This window comes from Acinetobacter sp. AKBS16 (assembly GCF_002899995.1).
Lineage (GTDB): Bacteria > Pseudomonadota > Gammaproteobacteria > Pseudomonadales > Moraxellaceae > Acinetobacter > Acinetobacter baumannii.
This window is the reverse complement of the sequence record NZ_POYH01000039.1, coordinates 1-18,774: the sequence shown is the minus strand read 5'-3', so window position 1 is coordinate 18,774 and position 18,774 is coordinate 1. Positions and strand designations below refer to the sequence as shown.

Genomic DNA, 18,774 nt, shown 5'->3' with positions numbered 1-18,774 from the left:
TTGCCGATGAAGCTGACTTAACCGAGTTTGCAGATGTAGTTCCAGTACTAGAAGAAAAAGCCGGTCGATTACTTATAAATGGCTACCCAACTGGTGTTGAAGTGTGTGATGCGATGGTACATGGTGGGCCATACCCAGCCACTTCAGATGCACGAGGTACTTCAGTTGGAACCTTGGCCATTGACCGTTACTTGCGCCCTGTGTGTTACCAGAACTATCCACAGAGTTTATTGCCGGAAGCCTTAAAAGACAGCAACCCGTTGCAGATTTTAAGATTGGTCAATGGTGAGATGACCAGAGAAGCGATCTAAGAATAAAAAGAGACCAGATGATGGTCTCTTTTTCATAGTCAATTTCAAATGTGAAATAATTTTCATATTTGAAATAATATTTTGTTTTTAAGTGATTGATTTTAATATTAAAAATAGTGGCATGCAATTTGCTCCAATTAAAATAGTTACAAGGAGTGAATAATGAATGCTAATCATATACTGCAATTAAGTGGGATATTGCAGGAGAGTTTAGGGCTAATACCTCATGAAATTCAGTTAAGAAAAATGAGTGGTGGAGCTATCCAAGAAAATTGGCTAGTTCAATCTCCAGATTTCGAATTAGTGTTACGAAAAAATGCCGAATCTAGTGTAGAGGCCAGCTCAGATCGTGAGCAAGAATTTTTACTTTTAGATCGGTTATATCATTTTGGTATTAAGGTGCCAGAACCACTTTATTTTAAGAAGTCGCCTAACTTTTTAAATAGTGATTTCTTCATTATGAAAAAAATTGAAGGTGTCACAGAAGGCCATAAATTAGTTCGAATTGCAGAAGAAGATAAACGTAAAAAGATTACTCAAGACATTGGTAAACAACTTGCCTTAATTCATGCCATTCAATCAGATGAAGTGTTAGAGAAACTACTTCCTAAACCGGATAAAGATCAATATCTAGAAAACAAGCTTAAAGATTTTCTGGATCAACTAGATCACTTAAAAAGACATCGTCCAATCTTAGAGTACGCTATTCAGTGGATGTTCAACAATCTTCCAAAAGTCGATGATTTGGTGTTAGTTCATGGCGACTACCGCATCGGTAACATCATGATTAATGATGACCAAATTTCAGGAATCTTAGATTGGGAATTTACGCAATGGGGAGATCGAAGAGAAGACTTAGGATGGTTTACCTCTAAATGTTGGCGTTTTGGTCAAGATGAAAATATAGCGGGGGGAATAGGTTCATATAAAGACTTTGCGAAAGCTTACGCTGAGATTTCCGATATTTATATCCCTGAATTTGAAATGAAATTTTGGCATGTACTGTCTCATGTTCGATGGGCAATTATTGCGATGCAGCAGTCTGACCGGAACAATGAGATGGATACTCCATCACTCGAATTAGCCCTAACGGAATTTTTAGTTCCCCGCCTTGAAAAAAATATCTTGGAAATATTGGGAGAAAAAGAATGAGCGAGCAAAAGATAATTGACCTGATCAAAGCTAGCCAAGCCGTCATTAAAAATGAGCTTTTACCGCAATCGGGCAGTCAGAAATATAACTTGTTAATGCTCATGAGAAGCTTAGAAATTTTGCAGGCTTATATTTTGCAAAAAGATACCTGTACATTGCATCGTTCAGGCATTTTACAAGATTATTTTTCTTTTCCAATTAAAGATATTGATGAGGCAACTCAATTGTTTATTAGCGATATCCGTGAAGGTAAACAATCGGATCAAACTTTTGAGACATTAAAAGCCCTGAATTTGGAAGAATTAAAAATTACTGAACCGAAGGTGGCCAATCATGGATAAATATCGGCTACGAATTTATTTGGTTCGACATGGGCATGTTTCATACTTTGATGCAGCTAATAATCCGATTAATCCGAAATTTGCTCAGTTATCCGAACAAGGCATAGAGCAAATACAACAGCTGGCCCATCAATTACGAGATGTTAGTTTTGAAAAAATTTACTCGTCTACTATGCCTCGTTCGATTCAGACAGCCGAAATTTTGAAGCGCTATCAAAACGAGCATAAGGACATTCAGTCATTCGATGATATTCGGGAAATAAGAGCAGGACGTTTAAGAGAAATTTCGTTGGATCGCGCTGAGCTGGAAATCAAAAAGGCCTATCAGTTCCATAAAAATAACCTTGAATTATTTGTACAAGGCGAAAGTTGGACTCACTTTATTAGTCGTGTACTGACTTGGTTTGAAGGCATGATATTAACGGCAAACAAAGACCAGAATATCCTAATTTCTTCACACGATATTGTAAATCGAATACTCATTAATTGGGTTTATGGGCATGACTTCAAAGATGTTTATTCGCAGGAACAAGATTATGGCTGCTTAAATATTCTTGATCTAACGATTGAAAATCAAAAGGTAATAAGCAAACGAATCAAGCTTCAAAATTTCACGCCGTACAATCTGATTAAAAATGAGCTATTTAATAGCGCTATGGATGATGTGTATGAAACTTATATCGCGACTCAAGGCTTTAAATTAAAGGAGCTCAGCTCATGATCACACTATCTAATGAATTATTAGAACTACAACAGAAAGTTAGAGAATTTATTCAGCAAGAGGTGATTCCATTAGAAAGTGATCCTCGCCAAGATAGCCATGGCCCTAGTGAAGCTTTACGCCAAGAATTAGTGGGTCGCGCGCGTCATCGGGGGCTGCTAACTCCTCATGCAAGTCGAGAAATGGGAGGACTTGGTTGGTCGCATCTGCAAAAGGCTGTAGCTTTCGAAGAAGCAGGATACTCTGCTTTAGGCCCAATCGCGTTAAATATTCATGCGCCAGATGAAGGGAATATTCATCTTTTAGATGTTGTGGCAAATGATGCACAAAAACAAAAATGGTTAAAAAAACTGGTAGCTGGAGAAATTAGATCTTGCTTTGCCATGACAGAACCTGCACCAGGTGCTGGCTCGGATCCATCCATGCTTCAAACAACGGCAATTGCAGATGGCGATGACTATATTATTAATGGCCGTAAATGGTTAATTACAGGGGCCGATGGAGCGAGCGTTGCGATTATTATGGCAAAAATGGAAGATGGTTCTGCTTCAATGTTTCTAACCGACACAAACGTTGAAGGCTTTATATTAGAAAAAAATATGAATGCTATGGACTCATGCTTTTCAGGTGGCCACGGCATTTTACGCTTTGAGAATTTACGTATACCTAAAGAAAATGTGTTGGGTGAAATTGGTAAAGGCTTTAAATATGCTCAAGTTCGCCTTGCACCAGCACGTTTAACACATTGTATGAGATGGTTGGGGCAAGCAAGGAGAGCACATGATATTGCTACTCAATATGCACGAGAGCGCCAATCTTTTGGCAAGAGATTAGGAGACCACCAAGGCGTTGGTTTTATGCTTGCCGACAATGAAATGGATATTTTAACAACTCGATTAGCCGTTCACTATTGTGCGCAGGTTTTAGATTTGGGTGAGAAAGGAAATTACGAGTCGAGCCTAGTTAAAGTGATCAGCTCTGAGGGTATCTGGCGTGTGGTGGACCGATCAGTTCAGATTTTAGGTGGACAGGCCATGACGGATGAATCAGTGGTCTGCAAGATTTTTAAAGATGCGCGAGGTTTTAGAATTTATGATGGCGCAAATGAAGTTCACCGCATGAGCATAGCCAAAAAACTATTAGGGAAGCAGGCATAATAAAACAGGGATAAGAGAATGAATATTTTTGATGTAAAAGATAAATATATTTTAATTACTGGTGCTTCAAGCGGTCTAGGGCATCACATAGCTGAATTATTTGCAAAAGCAGGTGCCAATATCGTTATTTGTGCCAGACGGTTAGAGCGATTGAAAGAATTAGAATCGCATATAAAAAATGAATATGGCGTACAAGTTTATACCTTTGCATTAGATGTAAATGATCGTTCCGCTGTGAAAGATATGCTTAGTTCTTTAGAAGCTGAAGGAGTCACTATAGATGTGTTAATTAATAATGCTGGGGTGAGTGATACCAAGCGTTTCTTAGACTATAACGATGAAGATTGGGATAAGATTGTAGATACTAACCTTAAAGCCCCTTGGCAATGTGCACAAGAAGTTGTGCAGCATATGATTAAAGCTGAAAGGAAAGGATCGATCATCAACATTACATCAATTCTGTCTCAGTCTACCAACCTAGGTGTTAGTCCATACTGCGCATCAAAGGCTGGATTACGCCATTTAACAGAAGTTATGGCAGTAGAGTTGGCTAGATTTGGTATAAATGTAAATGCCATCGCTCCAGGTTATATGATTACTGAAATTAATGAAGAATATTTAACGAGTGAGGCAGGCCAACAGCTTTTAAAGAAAATTCCAACAAGGAAGTTTGTAGAATTTGATGACTTAAATGGACCTTTACTGTTACTTGCTTCTCAAGCAGGTCAAGGCATAACAGGTATCGAAATTAAAGTCGATGGCGGTCATAGCGCTGCGCCTATATAAAAAGTTTTTTAATGGAGTAAAAAATGCTTAATCGAAAACCAATTAATATTTTGGTCACCTATATTAAAAAACCTAATATTAATGGTTTTCGTTCTTTGGTTGAGCAGGCGATTAGTGAAGTAGAGTCGAACGAAATCGATTTGGTGGAATGCCATATTTCAGATGTGCAAGATGTTGCTCAAAGCTTAGTAGAAAATGGCTGCCAGATTCTTCTATGTACGGGAGCGACCGCGAGTTTTCTACAAAAGAAATTAAACATTGATATTCAGGTTATTCGAACTGGTACTTTTGACGTCATTCAAGCCATATCAAACTTAAAACAATATAAGCGAATTGCTTTGGTTGGTAACACGTCCACAGTCGATCTTGAGAACTACTCTGATATTTTTGCTTTAGATATACAACAATTTAACTATGACTCATATTTAGATGCTAAAAAAACAATTCATTTAATTAAAAATCAAGGTTTTGATGCGATTATTGGTTCACCTGTTGCAGTAGAGTTAGCTCTGAATGAAAACCTAGTCGGGCATTTGGCGATTAGTGTGCCGTCTTTAAAAGACCTGCTTCAAAATGCCTTACGTACGCTTGAAAAAATTCGCAGAGAACAATATTCAACCTTACGTTTAACCGAGATCTTTAATCACTTAAATGAAGGCATTTGTTTTATTACAAAGCAAAAAAAGATTTCTTTAATTAATAATTCAATGAGTTCGTTACTTGAAAAAGACTCTTCAGACGTTTTAAACAAATCAGCACTCGAAATTTTTGACGGTTTAAACTTTGATATCGACCAAGAAAATAGTCATCAACTCGTCCAATTTAAAAATTTAAAACTTGCTGTATATATTTCCAAACTAAAAAATGACTACATAGATGGCTATATCTTAAGAGTGCAGGAACTAAACGCATTAGAGCAGTCGAATAGTCAGTTTAGAAAGGTTTCATCAAAGAATTTTAATACACGGTATACCTTTGATCAGATTTTGACGCAGAACACTAATTTTCAACAAATTATCAAGTTATCAAAAGCATACGCAAAAACGGATAGTACGATTCTCATTACTGGTGAAAGTGGTACAGGTAAAGAAGTTTTAGCACAAAGTATTCATAATTATAGCAGCCGTTATAAAGCGCCGTTTGTTGCAATCAACTGTGCATCTTTTCCGGAAAGCTTGTTAGAAAGCGAATTATTTGGTTATGAAGAAGGTGCCTTTACTGGGGCGAAGAAAAATGGACGTATTGGCCTCATTGAAGCGGCACATACGGGTACGCTTTTTTTAGATGAAATTGGAGATATGCCATTACATCTACAAACTAGATTTTTACGGGTCTTACAAGAAAGACAAATTAACCGCTTGGGCTCAGTGGTAAGTCATCATTTAGATATACGTGTGATTGCTGCAACTCATGCGGACTTAGAAGAATTGGTACGAAATGGAAGCTTTCGGGCAGATCTCTACTATCGTTTAAATATTTTAAGAGTGTATACGCCGTCTTTAAAAGAACGAAAAGAAGATATCTTGTATTTAGCAAATTCCTTTCTAGAGAAATATAGAAAATCATTGGATGATTTGCCAAATATTTTACAGAAGGCTTTTTTACACTATTCTTGGCCGGGCAATATCCGCGAACTTGAAAATATCGTTGAAAGAATCAATGTGCTATTACAGCTTGATCATGAAATTTTAACTCCAGAATTTTTAAAGCAACAGTTACCCGAGCTATTTCAATCTCAAAATCACCACACGACGCAGCCTTTATTAAAAGAAGTAAAAGTTAATCAAGAGTTGAGTTTAATTGAGCAAACACTTGCAGAAGTAGAGGGTGATTTAGACCTTGCTGCACAAAAACTCGGGATTAGCCGGACGACTTTGTGGCGTAGAATGAAACTCATAAATCATTAATTTCAAAATTGAAATCTTTTCAAAAAAGAAAAATAAAATAATTAATTAAGTTATTGAAAATAATAATAAAAATATTTGGCATTATAGTTGCATTGCCTCATATAAGCATCTGAATCAGTTGCTAAATTGTGTGAGGAAATAAGAATGACGAATGGATTAATGATGCATTGTAATTTAAACATTACTTCAATAATGCAGCATGCTTTGACAGTTTACGCAGATCAAGAAATTGTGACTTTGAAAGCAGATGGGATAAGTAAACACCGATATACATATAAAGATGCTTTCGAACGTGTAGCTCAGTTTGCCAATGCACTAGACCGATTAAATATAAGTTCTGATGCTAAAGTCGGAACAATGGCATGGAACTCATATCAGCATTTTGAATTGCATTATGCCATTCCATGTACGGGAAGAATTTATCATACAATTAACCCTAAATTGGCGCCTGAACAACTCATTCAAATTATCAATTCTGCTCAAGATGAAGTGCTCATTATTGAACCAGATTGTTTGGCATTAGTCGATTCTATTCATGACAATATAAAGCCAGTCATAAAACATTTTATTGTGCTCGGGGACCCCAATAAAAATTTAAAAGCACAATTTGATTTCGTCTTTTATGAAGAACTCATTGCTCCAGAGCAGTCTTATTATGATTGGCCAGATATCCCTGAAGAGCGTGCAAGTGGTCTTTGTTATACATCAGGTACAACAGGTGATCCTAAAGGCGTTCTTTACTCACATCGTAGTATTGTATTACATGCATTAATACTCGCTATGCCAAATGCGATTGGCTTAACGCATGATAGCTGTATCATGCCTTTGGTTCCGCTTTATCATATTAGCGCATGGGGAATGCCATTTAATGCGGTTTTGTCGGGGGCAAAAATCGTTTGGCCTCATTCATTTGCGGGCCAAACAGATAAGATTTTCGACCTGATCCAATCAGAACACGTAGATATTTCTATGGCTGTTCCTACCATCTGGAATTCTTTTAAAAATTATCTTGAAGATCACCATATTTCATCAGTCAGTTTAAAACGTGCAATATCTGGTGGTTCAGCTGCGCCATATTCGCTTATTGAGTCTTTGAGCCATTATGGAATTTCTGTTGAAAATGCTTGGGGAATGACTGAAACCAGTTCAATGGCAGCGTGTAACCGAGTAGACCAAATTAAAAATAATATCGAAACCCAATCGATTAAATGCGGTAAACCTATCTTCGGTATTCAAATGAGATTGCGTGATGAGAATCATCAATTACTTCCTCATGATGGTGTGCATGAAGGCATTTTATACGTGGTCATACAATTGCCAAACAATATATCAATCAAACCAAAGCAGGAGAAGAAGAGGGCAAATGGTTCGATACGGGAGATATCGCCTGCATAGATGAATATGGATATATGCATATTACGGACCGTGCCAAAGATATGATTAAGTCGGGAGGAGAGTGGGTCAGCAGTGTTGAAGTTGAAAATGCAGCGATGGGATATGAAAAAGTTGCAGAAGCCGCCGTTATTGCTGCCAATCATCCTAAATGGGGAGAACGCCCACTTTTAATATTGGTGCCAAAGTCTCCACAAGAAAAAATTGAACATTCAGAAATTGTCGTTTTTCTATCATCCAAATTACATAAATGGGCCATTCCGTCAGCAACCATATTGGTTGAAGAAATACCGCATACGCCCACTGGAAAAATCAGTAAAAAAATATTGAGAGAACGTTATCACGACTATTTCACCAATAGTGCTTTTGCTGAATGTAAATAATGATCAACATAAAAAAGGACTTTTTATATGAACTATCCTCAGGAAGCAAATATCGTTTTAGATATGAAATTTAAAAAGATGGTAAAGCAGAGAAATCGATTCGCTGTTTTTTTAAGTCTAATTGTGCTCAGCATTTACTTTATTTTTATAGGAACCGCTACTTTTCGCCCTGAATTGCTTGCACTGCCACTAGAAGCAAGCAAAGTCACAATTGGTTTGCCGATTGCTGCAATAGTCATTGTATCGAGTTGGGTCATAACAGGCTTATATATATTTATTACAAATCAATATTTTGACAAACAAAAAGAAAAATTAAGAAAGGAATATCATTATGAATAAATATTTTGCTTTTACTATTTTGACCTTGTTTAGCTCAGGTGCTTGGGCTTCACAAAGCGAGCCAAGAAACTGGACTGCAATTATCATGTTTGCGTGTGTAGTCGGTATTTCATTACTTATAACTTTTAAGGCTGCAAAGAAAACAGTATCGAAAGAAGATTTTTATACAGCGGGCAATGCCATTTCAGCAAAGCAAAATGGTTTAGCGATTGCTGGAGACTATATGTCGGCTTCAACCTTACTTGGTATTTCCAGTATGGTTTTCTTCAAAGGTTATGATGGTTTTATCTATGTGACGGGCTTTTTTGTCTGCTGGCCCATTTTAACTTTCTTAATGGCCGAAAGACTGAGAAACCTTGGTAAATATACTTTTGCAGATATTGTTTCGTACCGACTAGACCCGCAGCGCACCCGTATTTTGGCAACGTGTGGTTCACTTATCGTGGTTTGTTGCTACTTAATTTTGCAAATGGTGGGTGCTGGTCAGCTCATTAAATTACTGTTTGGTTTAGATTATAAAGTTGCCGTCATGCTGGTCGGTTGTTTAATGCTGGTGTATGTCATTTTTGGAGGAATGCTTGCAACTACTTGGATACAAATAGTTAAAGCTATTCTTTTGCTCTTTGGCGGAACCGTTTTAGTATTTCTGGCATTTAAAGCATTTGGTTTTAGTTTAAATAATATGGCTACGGCTGCCGTAAATGCACATAAATTAGGACAAAAGGTCTTAGAACCGGGTCCAATGCTATCCAACCCGATTAATACACTGTCTATGTCTATTGGATTGATCTTTGGTTTAGCAGGTTTACCACATATTCTTATGCGTTTTTTTACAGTTCCAAATGCTGCTGAAGCGCGCCGTTCAGTCTTTTATGCTTCTGGTTATATTGGTTACTTCTTTATTGTGGTTTGTATTTTAGGTTTAGCTTCAATCGCCATAGTAGGCACTAATCCTCATTATTTTGTAGATGGGCAATTAGGCGGAGACTTAATCGGTGGTAGTAATATGGTTGCGATGCATCTAGCAAAGGCCCTTGGAGGAAATCTATTACTTGGCTTTTTGTCTGCTGTAGCATTTGCAACGATTTTAGCTGTGGTGGCTGGCTTGGCACTTGCTGGAGCTTCAGCAATTTCCCATGATTTATTTCAAAAAGTCATTAAGAAAGGCAAGGCAACTGAAAAGCAGGAAATGGTTGTATCTCGACTTTCTGTAGTGGTTCTAGGTGTGATTGCCATAGCATGTGGAATCTTATTTGAAAAAATGAACATCGCTTTTTTAATGGGACTTACATTTGGTATTGCTGCTTCCGCTAACTTTCCTGTACTTATTCTTTCTATGTACTGGAAAGATTTAACTACTCGTGCCGCCATATTTGGTGGGTTTGTAGGAATCATTTCCGCAATTACCTTTGTAGTTTTATCACCTACGGTCTGGGTAGGTGTTTTAGGGCATGAAAAAGCAATATTCCCATTTGATAATCCAGCATTATTTTCAATGCCTCTCGCTTTTTTAGTGAGTATTGTTGTGTCTTTGACTGATAAAAGTGAAAGAGCTGAGTTAGACAGACAAGGTTTTGAATTACAAGTGGTGCGTTCAGAGCTTGGTGCTCAACAAGGGTCGTTTGAAAAAATGCCTTTGCATTAAGTCTATTAAATAATCCCAAAAGTAAGATAGCTGGAGTGGGTTATGAGAGTAAAGGAAAGAGAGATGACTCCCTATATAAATTAATAATAATTTGGACTTATAAGTAAAAAAGACCAGTATTAACTGGTCTTTTTTACTTTCAGTTTTTATTTTTTGACGATTAAGGCTAACTTACCAACATGTTGTCCTTGATCAAGAAATTCATGAGCTTGGCGAGCTTCTTCAAGATCAAATGTTTTATATAACAAGGGTTTTATCTGTCCTTTTGAAATTAAAGGCCATACCTTTTCTTGCAATGCTGCCATCACTTCTGCTTTCGCTTCTGCAGATTGAGAGCGTAGGGTAGCGCCTGTATGAGTTAGGCGTTTAGCAAGCATCGGAAAAATATTGACTTTATCCGCTAAGCCTTTAAGCACACCTATTTGCAATATTGTGCCGTTCATTGCAGCGACTTCATAATTTCGCTGGATGTAATCTCCAGCAATAATATCCAAAACAAAATCTACACCTTTACCATCAGTATGTTTTTTTACAACTTCAACAAAGTCATCTTCATTATAATTTATGGCTACATCAGCACCAATTTTTAAACTCGCTTCTTGATGTTCTTTGCTCGAAACTGTTGTAAAAATTTGGGTTGCTCCAAAAGCTCGAGTTAACATCGTTGCGGTAGTACCAATTCCTGAAGTACCGCCATGTATTAAAATTGAACTGTTTGGACGGAATTTGGCATGTTGAAAAAGATGTGACCAAACTGTCATAAAAGTTTCTAGTAAAATTCCACCTTCAATTAATGTCAGACCTTCAGGAATGAAGAGTACATTATCTTGATGGGCAACTACATATTCAGCATAGCCACCGCCCGGAACTAATGCACAGACTTCATCTCCAGCTTTAAACTTAGTAACTTGCTTGCCTACTTGTTTAACAATTCCGGAAACTTCAAGGCCAGGAATGTCAGTTACACCAGGCGGTGGTGCATACAAACCTTTTCGTTGCATTACATCTGGACCGTTAATACCTGCTGCAACAACTTCAATTAATATCCCATCATCTGTTAACTCAGGCATAGGTCTTTCACTAACCGTAATAACTTCAGGGCCGCCAGCACCGTTAAAAGTGATACATTTCATAAAGTTGTTTCCTTATTAGATATTGTTAATTAAATAAGCGGAATTGAGACTGAGTGCGCAATCCTGCTTAGGATGAAAAATAATTAAGATCTAGCTTTTTTCTTACCCAAGGTAATGGCAAGCGCTAACTCCATGAATTTTCCAAAAGGAGCATGTAAGAAACTTGGGAAATTCCAGCGGCCCTGATCAAAGATACCTTTTGCATGGCTCATAGAACGGAAACCTTCAATTCCGTGATAAGCACCCATACCACTTGGACCGATACCACCAAACGGTAGATCGTCTTGCGCCACATGAATTAAGGTATTGTTAATACCAACGTTACCTGAAGTCGTACGTCGTAGTAGTTTTTTGCAATCTGCATCTTTTTCACCAAAATAATATAAGGCGAGTGGACGGTCTCTTTCATTGATGTAGTTAATAACCTCATCAATATCACGGTAGGTACGCACGGGTAGAATTGGGCCAAAGATTTCTTCTTTCATAATTGCATCATCATCTTTTGCTCCTACAACAAGTGTTGGAACAAGAGTACGAGCGCGATTCTTTGCCGATTCAGGTTTGACTCCTAGTTCAATGATTCGTGCGCCATTTTGTTTTGCATTATCAAGTAAGCCTTGTAAACGGGTATAATGACGTTCATTGACAATTGAAGTGTAATCATCACAATCTGGTCCGTTTGGATAGAATCGAGAGACTGTCGCGTTGTATTCTTCAATAAATGCTTCTAAATCATCTTCATGAACAAGGGCATAATCTGGAGCAACACATGTTTGCCCACCATTGGATAATTTTCCATAGGCAATACTAGTCATGGTTCTCGAGTTTACGTGCCCTTGACCTACAATCGCTGGACTTTTACCACCTAATTCAAGAGTGAGCGGAACGAGGTTATCACTTGCTGCTTTCATGACTTTACGGCCCACAGGTGTACTTCCTGTAAACAATAGATGGTCGAAAGGTAGTGCACTAAATTCAGCACCAACTTCAGGCCCACCTAAAATAACCGCAACTTCTTCTATAGAAAAGTTCGCCGCAAGCATGCGTGAAATCACTTCACTTGTTCGAGGGGTGAGTTCTGAGGGTTTAAGCATTGCTCGGTTACCGGCAGCAATCGCTGTAGCAAGAGGAATAAGCGTAAGAGAAATAGGGTAGTTCCAAGGAGCCATGACCCCAATAACCCCTTTCGGCTGATATTCTATGTGAGCACTAGCCGAGCGATAGAATAAGCTGACATGACGCTTTTCTGGCTTCATGAAACGGCGTAAATTACGCGTTAAATAATCGATGGACTGAACAATACCAACAAGTTCCATGACATCTGTTTCATGATATGAACGGTGTCCAAAGTCTTCACTTGCAGCAACTTGTAATTCACTACGATATTCAATGACAGCAGCACGAAGTTTTGCAAGACTTGCTTTACGCTGTTGAAGTGTTGGTGGTTCAGCTTTCAAAAATGCTTTGCGTTGTCGAGAGAGTATCTCTGATGCATTTAAAGTGCTGCTTACTTCATTGAGAGTATTCATCTTAAACCTCAAAACATAGCTTAACGATCCTAAGCTAACTGACTGATGATTAAAGTTTAGTCGGTAGATTTAATACGACCTGAGCATCTTCAATAACATCGAGACGAAGAATAGTAGATGCGCCCAACTGGTCTAGAAGCTGGCTCACATGGCCGCCATGGCGTGTCACTTTTACCTTGCGCGGGAAAAGTTTTTCACCAAACGAGAGAACATTGGTTTGCACTAGAGTTTGATGCCACTCGTTATCGACTAAATGCAACATCGTGGCTTTACCCATGCGGGATTCAGACTTAACTCTTTTTAATGACGGAGTTGCGGTTGTTAGGCTGATATCTAATTTGTTGTAAGTTGAAAGTGTTGCTTCAACTTTTTTCTTATCAATCTTTACATCAATTTCGGCTAGCCATTTTGGAAGTTGATAACCATATACGCCACGTACACGTGCTATTTCAGTGTCGACAGGTAAAGCTAATACATGCGCATAAAAGTGACGTTTACGAATCGAGTTAATCAGCTCTAAAGCATGCGGACCATGAGCTTTAGGTTTACGCACGACAATAGCTACAGACGCTTCATTGTATGGATCATTATCACAAACTGTATAAGTGAAAAAGGTGAGTGCAACTAGTCCATAACCTGGAAAAGCTTCCAAGGGTACTAGAGGCGAAGGTAATTTTTTCTTTAACAGCTTAACGGGTGCAAGCATCAAAACTTGCACATTGCCGCTACGATAATAAAAGTTGGGAGCCCAGACAGGTCCAACTCTTGATTCAACTAACTTTTTAGGAATGCTACGGAAAAAATCAATATTTCCAGCTGCAGGATCTTTTGCAACTTCATCTAAATCAGGATTCATTCTAAAGCGGTCATAATAACCACCTTTTGGAACTTTAACTTTCTGTTGACCAAATTCAACTTCAGTGAACGCTTTATTTGTATTCATAATTGGTTAACCTTTAAATTGATCGACTGAGTAGCTGATAATCTTTAAAAGCAGATATCAACTTTCTGTCTGTAGGATTACTATAAGTTTAAAGTTCACTTGAATGTCAATATGCTATTTCTCTAAGAATTAAAACTGCTTGTAACGAATTTAGAATAACTTTTAATAAGAATAGGTAGAGTTGATTAGCTTTTAGATGATCTAAAGAAAACCCTTAGTTTTTAGGACTGTAGAAATTATTTTTTTACATTTTTTAAACGCTGTTTTCTCTAAAATCTATTGACCTTAAAGTGAACTTTAACCTTACTATGTTATGACTATCCATGAGGGTAGGATTGAAAATTTTATATGTACTTATTACGAATTAATTAGAGCATATACAGTAAATCGATAGTGTAACTTTTACACAGGAGAAACAAAAATGGGATATGTCACAACAAAAGACGGCGTAGATATTTTTTATAAAGATTGGGGCCCTCGCGATGCTCCTGTAATTTTCTTCCACCATGGTTGGCCGCTCAGTTCAGATGACTGGGATGCGCAAATGCTTTTTTTTCTTAAAGAAGGTTTTCGTGTAGTTGCTCATGACCGCCGTGGTCATGGTCGTTCCACTCAAGTTTGGGATGGTCATGATATGGACCATTATGCAGATGATGTTGCTGCTGTGGTTGAGCATTTAGGTGTACAAGGTGCGGTACATGTAGGGCATTCAACAGGTGGTGGTGAAGTAGCACATTATGTTGCTCGTTATCCTAATGACCCTGTTGCTAAAGCTGTTTTAATTAGTGCCGTTCCACCATTAATGGTGAAAACTGAAAGTAATCCGGATGGTTTACCAAAAGAAGTTTTTGATGACCTTCAAAATCAACTTTTTAAAAATCGTTCACAATTTTATCATGACGTACCTGCAGGTCCATTTTATGGATATAACCGACCAGGAGCAAAAGTATCAGAACCTGTGGTGTTAAATTGGTGGCGTCAGGGCATGATGGGCGGAGCAAAAGCTCATTACGATGGAATTGTTGCTTTCTCTCAAACAGATTTTACTGAAGACCTCAAAAAGATTGAAGTTCCAGTTCTCATCTTGCATGGTGAAGATGATCAGGTTGTACCTTTTGAAATTTCAGGTAAAAAATCTGCGGAACTCGTTAAAAACGGTACTTTAATTAGTTATCCAGGATTTCCTCACGGAATGCCAACTACAGAAGCAGAAACAATTAACAAAGATCTTTTAGCATTTATTAGAAGTTAAGTTTAAAAAAGAGGGCAGCCAAAATTGACTGCCCTTTTTATTGATTCGATTGATTATTTTTTTCGGGTGCATATTAATGAATGACGATACTAAAAAATGTCCTTTTTCCCAACTTACTACTGATTTTGGGGCTCCAGTTGTAGATAACCAGAATAGTATGACGGCAGGTGCAAGAGGGCCTCTACTTGCTCAAGATTTATGGCTAAACGAGAAATTAGCTAACTTTGTTCGTGAAGTAATTCCAGAACGTCGTATGCATGCAAAAGGTTCAGGTGCATTCGGCACTTTCACGGTGACTCATGATATTACTCAATATACCCGCGCTAAAATCTTTAGTGAAATTGGTAAAAAAACAGAAATGTTTGCCCGATTTACCACTGTAGCTGGTGAACGTGGAGCAGCAGATGCTGAACGTGATATTCGCGGCTTTGCTTTAAAATTTTATACAGAAGAAGGTAACTGGGACATGGTGGGGAACAATACACCAGTGTTCTTCTTACGTGATCCACGTAAATTTCCAGATTTAAATAAAGCAGTAAAACGCGATCCTAAAACTAACTTGCGTAGCGCAACGAATAACTGGGATTTCTGGACTTTATTACCTGAAGCTTTACATCAGGTCACTATTGTCATGTCTGATCGAGGTATTCCTGCTTCCTACCGTCATATGCACGGTTTTAGTAGCCATACCTATAGTTTCATCAATAGTGCGAATGAACGTTTCTGGGTGAAATTTCATTTCCGGACCCAACAGGGAATTAAAAATTTAACAGATGCCGAAGCTGGTGAATTAGTGGGGCATGATCGTGAAAGTCATCAACGTGATTTATTCGATGCGATTGAACGAAAAGATTTCCCTAAGTGGACTTTGTATGTACAGGTAATGCCTGAGCAAGATGCTGAAAAGGTTCCATATCATCCATTTGATTTAACAAAAGTCTGGCCTCATGGAGATTATCCATTAATCGAAGTGGGTGAGTTTGAGCTGAATCGAAACCCTGAAAATTTCTTCTTAGATGTTGAGCAATCTGCTTTTGCACCAAGTAATCTGGTTCCTGGCATTAGCGCCTCACCAGACCGCATGTTGCAAGCCCGTTTATTTAACTATGCAGATGCTCAGCGTTATCGTTTAGGTGTGAATTATCGCAAATACCTGTAAATGCGGCACGTTGCCCAGTTCATAGTAATCACCGTGACGGTCAAGGACGCATCGATGCCAATTATGGTGGTCTTCCACATTACGAACCAAATAGTTTTGGGCAATGGCAAGAGCAGCCTCAGTACAAAGAACCACCGTTAAAAATCAATGGGGATGCTGATTTCTGGAACTATCGTGAAGATGACAACGATTATTTCAGTCAACCTCGTGCTTTGTTTGAACTTATGACTCCAGAGCAACAACAGGCTTTATTTGATAATACTGCACGCGCAATGGGTGATGCTCTTGATTTCATTAAATATCGCCACATTCGTAACTGTTACGCATGTCATCCAGCTTATGGCGAAGGTGTGGCTAAGGCGCTTGGTTTGACAGTTGAAAATGCTCAAGCAGCTAGAGAAACTGACCCTGCACGTGGTTTACCAAGTTTTATTTAAATCTTTAAAAACAGTACATAAGGCTATGTCAATAATAGCTTTATGTACTTAACTATTTTATAGCATCGAATGAAAAAATTAATATCTACACTCAGTCTCGGTATTCCATCATTATTCTTCACAAGTAATGTATAAGCAGGGCTGACCATTCCTGTGGGTTTTACCAAATCAGATTCATTTATATTTAACGCCTCAAGCAAAGACTGCTTATAAAGAGGCTTTAGCTTTACCTGAAACAGCCATACCTTTATTAGATTTAGATTTTGGTATATTAACTCAAAATTCATCTTCAAAGATTCGGTTTAACTAATATTATTTAAAAGAGAATAGAACTTTATTGTTTCCAGATAATATATTTAAAGTAACTAGAATTTTTATAAATAAATTAAAATATAAAAAATATTATTGTATATAACAAAAATAATCGTAGCCCTTTCTTCTTATAATAAGTAGAAAGGGCTCTTTAAAATTATTTTTTAGCTGTCGATTTATCAAGTGATGGATATGGAACAGGCATATTTAATGCCAATTGTGCATCTTTCACTACATCAAAACGTAGAATTATCTAGCGTAGTTCTTATATATAAATAAGATCAGAAAAGATGAAATATTTGTCTTTTTCTAATTTTTTAGAAACTTATCTAGAGTATTGAACTTATATAAAAATAAATACAACTAATTTCAATTAATATATGAAATTTTAATAAAATCTTTTAAAAGAAATAATATTTAATAGATAAGAGTTATGGAAATTAGTCCTCTTACTTTATTTCTTCGAATCTAGAAATTGTTCCCGATAAACTTTGGGAGGCAAACCAAACTGTTTTTTAAAAGAACGGCTAAAGTGTGTACCATGTGTGAATCCCCATTCAAATGCAATTTGTGAGATGGGTTTGTTTTTTAAGGCAACATTTTCAAGGTCTCGACAACAAAATTCAAGACGTTTAATCCATATATAGTGTGCTAAGGGCATAGGTTCATCTTCAAAAATCCTATATAAAGAGCTAACAGACATTTCCAATGCCGAAGCTATTGTTGCAACAGAAAGTTCAGGCTCGTCCAGATTTAGTTCGATATATTTTTTTATTCTTTTTAGATGATAAGACCTTACAGAATTCAACTGAGTTTGATTATTTTGAGGCATGCTCTGCAGTGCCCCTGCAACCATTTGTAAAATTGCTCCAGATACATTTAGTTGTGCTTCATGTGGGAGAGTTGAAAGCTGATCAAGTGAAGTGAGAAAATTAGATAGAATATTTCCCATGGGATGTTGTCTAGGCATTTTGTATGCGCATAATCTCTCAGGCGCTGCAATATGTTGTTTTAATAACATGCGAGGTATACGTAGAACCAATTTCTCAAAATCATCATTGAATCCCATGCGATAAGGACGTGTGCTATCAAAAAGAATAAAATCTCCTGGTTGGAGCGAAACAGATCTGTTGTCCTGCTCAAGAAAACCATTTCCTTTTAATTGCAAGCTGAACAGGAAGAATTCATCTTCGCCCTTATCCATTCTGATTTGGCGATTATTACGTGAAACAGTATGGCTAGAAGCATTTAACTTCATTACATCAATTTCTGAGACACGATCATGGATGAGTTCAGCATGAATGTCTTTTGATGGTGTAGAGTTTTCCATTGTCAAATCTAGTTCAACAAAGCGTTCACGAACTATCTGATGCCAGAAATCATAACGCTGTGATTGCGGAAGCATATCAGTACTAATCAACATGTTAATTCTCCATCCTGGATGTTCTTATAAAATCTAGCAAAAATGATGCCGCGATTGCTGTGACAGTAAATGAGGTTCAGAGCAACGGTAAAACTAGTCATGTTTAGCTAAAATTATTCCTTAAATGCCTTGTACAAATGATAATTCTTCCTGAATTTGCACTATTGTAAGGCTCCTTACAGATTAGCACGCTTCGTAAATGTGCAACATCACTTGCAGTAATTTTAAGCAAAAATATCAATAAGTCTGGTACATGGATGGCTAGTGGCTGACTGCAATAATCCCTGAAGCTTTCTTAACGAAGAAAGTAAAAATTTAAAATATTGAGATTGGGATAGAAATGATAGTAATGCGAAAAAGGGTGATGGTCAGTCTTCTGGCTCTATCTGGTTTTTATAGTATTTCTGCATCAGCTTATGATGTTTTGGATAAAGATTCTCCATGGGCTCTTG

The 18,774-nt window shown here is 37.6% G+C and carries 13 protein-coding genes and 3 pseudogenes; 12 read left to right on the top strand and 4 right to left on the bottom strand.

Features of this window, described 5'->3' with window-relative positions:
- From C1642_RS06075 to actP, 10 genes and pseudogenes are all read left to right on the top strand, one after another.
- Positions 1 to 311: pseudogene (locus C1642_RS06075) on the top strand (aldehyde dehydrogenase); the annotation flags it as partial.
- A gap of 162 nt (positions 312 to 473) precedes the next feature.
- On the top strand, positions 474 to 1,463 hold the full coding sequence (locus tag C1642_RS06070; RefSeq protein WP_024437475.1) for a phosphotransferase family protein: 990 nt from the start codon (positions 474 to 476) through the stop codon (positions 1,461 to 1,463).
- Positions 1,460 to 1,804, top strand: a complete 345-nt coding sequence (locus C1642_RS06065) for a hypothetical protein (RefSeq protein ID WP_000003220.1) — start codon at positions 1,460 to 1,462, stop codon at positions 1,802 to 1,804. Before C1642_RS06070 ends, C1642_RS06065 begins: the two co-directional genes overlap by 4 nt.
- The gene (locus C1642_RS06060; protein WP_000362237.1) at positions 1,797 to 2,525 is read left to right on the top strand and encodes a histidine phosphatase family protein; all 729 of its coding nucleotides are present in this window, start codon (positions 1,797 to 1,799) and stop codon (positions 2,523 to 2,525) included. Before C1642_RS06065 ends, C1642_RS06060 begins: the two co-directional genes overlap by 8 nt.
- On the top strand, positions 2,522 to 3,682 hold the full coding sequence (locus C1642_RS06055; RefSeq protein WP_103236066.1) for an acyl-CoA dehydrogenase family protein: 1,161 nt from the start codon (positions 2,522 to 2,524) through the stop codon (positions 3,680 to 3,682). Before C1642_RS06060 ends, C1642_RS06055 begins: the two co-directional genes overlap by 4 nt.
- An 18-nt stretch (positions 3,683 to 3,700) precedes the next feature.
- The gene (locus C1642_RS06050; protein ID WP_024437479.1) at positions 3,701 to 4,468 is read left to right on the top strand and encodes an SDR family NAD(P)-dependent oxidoreductase; all 768 of its coding nucleotides are present in this window, start codon (positions 3,701 to 3,703) and stop codon (positions 4,466 to 4,468) included.
- 23 nt (positions 4,469 to 4,491) lie between these two features.
- Complete coding sequence (locus C1642_RS06045; RefSeq protein ID WP_103236065.1) at positions 4,492 to 6,375, top strand: sigma 54-interacting transcriptional regulator; 1,884 nt, start codon at positions 4,492 to 4,494, stop codon at positions 6,373 to 6,375.
- A gap of 144 nt (positions 6,376 to 6,519) precedes the next feature.
- A pseudogene (locus tag C1642_RS06040) lies at positions 6,520 to 8,150 on the top strand (long-chain-fatty-acid--CoA ligase).
- 27 nt (positions 8,151 to 8,177) lie between these two features.
- Positions 8,178 to 8,489, top strand: coding sequence for a DUF485 domain-containing protein (locus tag C1642_RS06035; RefSeq protein WP_005131622.1), 312 nt, complete (start codon positions 8,178 to 8,180; stop codon positions 8,487 to 8,489).
- Positions 8,482 to 10,134, top strand: coding sequence for a cation/acetate symporter ActP (gene actP, locus C1642_RS06030; RefSeq protein WP_103236064.1), 1,653 nt, complete (start codon positions 8,482 to 8,484; stop codon positions 10,132 to 10,134). The genes C1642_RS06035 and actP overlap by 8 nt, the downstream gene beginning before the upstream one ends.
- Positions 10,135 to 10,280: 146 nt before the next feature.
- Here the strand turns inward: actP and C1642_RS06025 are convergent, their stop codons facing one another.
- The 3 genes from C1642_RS06025 to C1642_RS06015 form a co-directional block, all read right to left on the bottom strand.
- Complete coding sequence (locus C1642_RS06025) at positions 10,281 to 11,267, bottom strand: NAD(P)H-quinone oxidoreductase (protein WP_000649782.1); 987 nt, start codon at positions 11,265 to 11,267, stop codon at positions 10,281 to 10,283.
- Positions 11,268 to 11,350: 83 nt separating this feature from the next.
- Positions 11,351 to 12,796 (bottom strand): coniferyl aldehyde dehydrogenase, encoded by a 1,446-nt coding sequence (locus tag C1642_RS06020; protein ID WP_103236063.1) that lies wholly within the window; start codon positions 12,794 to 12,796, stop codon positions 11,351 to 11,353.
- A 49-nt stretch (positions 12,797 to 12,845) separates the two neighbouring features.
- Complete coding sequence (locus C1642_RS06015) at positions 12,846 to 13,739, bottom strand: acetoacetate decarboxylase family protein (RefSeq protein WP_001095375.1); 894 nt, start codon at positions 13,737 to 13,739, stop codon at positions 12,846 to 12,848.
- 421 nt (positions 13,740 to 14,160) lie between these two features.
- Between C1642_RS06015 and C1642_RS06010 the strand changes: the two genes are divergently transcribed.
- On the top strand, positions 14,161 to 14,991 hold the full coding sequence (locus tag C1642_RS06010; RefSeq protein ID WP_000542599.1) for an alpha/beta fold hydrolase: 831 nt from the start codon (positions 14,161 to 14,163) through the stop codon (positions 14,989 to 14,991).
- Positions 14,992 to 15,067: 76 nt separating this feature from the next.
- Positions 15,068 to 16,587, top strand: a pseudogene (locus C1642_RS06005) (catalase).
- Between the two features lie 766 nt (positions 16,588 to 17,353).
- On the opposite strand, the gene feaR reads toward C1642_RS06005, so the two are convergent.
- Complete coding sequence (gene feaR, locus C1642_RS05995) at positions 17,354 to 18,322, bottom strand: transcriptional regulator FeaR (RefSeq protein WP_005131630.1); 969 nt, start codon at positions 18,320 to 18,322, stop codon at positions 17,354 to 17,356.
- Between the last annotated feature and the right edge of the window lie 452 nt (positions 18,323 to 18,774).

Excerpts from the sequence above, each read along its gene's own strand:
- C1642_RS06050 (WP_024437479.1), top strand. The coding sequence starts at position 3,701 with ATGAATATTTTTGATGTAAAAGATAAATATATTTTAATTACTGGTGCT.
- C1642_RS06035 (WP_005131622.1), top strand. The coding sequence starts at position 8,178 with ATGAACTATCCTCAGGAAGCAAATATCGTTTTAGATATGAAATTTAAA.
- actP (WP_103236064.1), top strand. The coding sequence starts at position 8,482 with ATGAATAAATATTTTGCTTTTACTATTTTGACCTTGTTTAGCTCAGGT.
- C1642_RS06015 (WP_001095375.1), bottom strand. The coding sequence starts at position 13,739 with ATGAATACAAATAAAGCGTTCACTGAAGTTGAATTTGGTCAACAGAAA.
- C1642_RS06020 (WP_103236063.1), bottom strand. The coding sequence starts at position 12,796 with ATGAATACTCTCAATGAAGTAAGCAGCACTTTAAATGCATCAGAGATA.
- C1642_RS06025 (WP_000649782.1), bottom strand. The coding sequence starts at position 11,267 with ATGAAATGTATCACTTTTAACGGTGCTGGCGGCCCTGAAGTTATTACG.
- feaR (WP_005131630.1), bottom strand. The coding sequence starts at position 18,322 with ATGTTGATTAGTACTGATATGCTTCCGCAATCACAGCGTTATGATTTC.
- C1642_RS06055 (WP_103236066.1), top strand. The coding sequence starts at position 2,522 with ATGATCACACTATCTAATGAATTATTAGAACTACAACAGAAAGTTAGA.
- C1642_RS06045 (WP_103236065.1), top strand. The coding sequence starts at position 4,492 with ATGCTTAATCGAAAACCAATTAATATTTTGGTCACCTATATTAAAAAA.
- C1642_RS06065 (WP_000003220.1), top strand. The coding sequence starts at position 1,460 with ATGAGCGAGCAAAAGATAATTGACCTGATCAAAGCTAGCCAAGCCGTC.
- C1642_RS06070 (WP_024437475.1), top strand. The coding sequence starts at position 474 with ATGAATGCTAATCATATACTGCAATTAAGTGGGATATTGCAGGAGAGT.
- C1642_RS06060 (WP_000362237.1), top strand. The coding sequence starts at position 1,797 with ATGGATAAATATCGGCTACGAATTTATTTGGTTCGACATGGGCATGTT.
- C1642_RS06010 (WP_000542599.1), top strand. The coding sequence starts at position 14,161 with ATGGGATATGTCACAACAAAAGACGGCGTAGATATTTTTTATAAAGAT.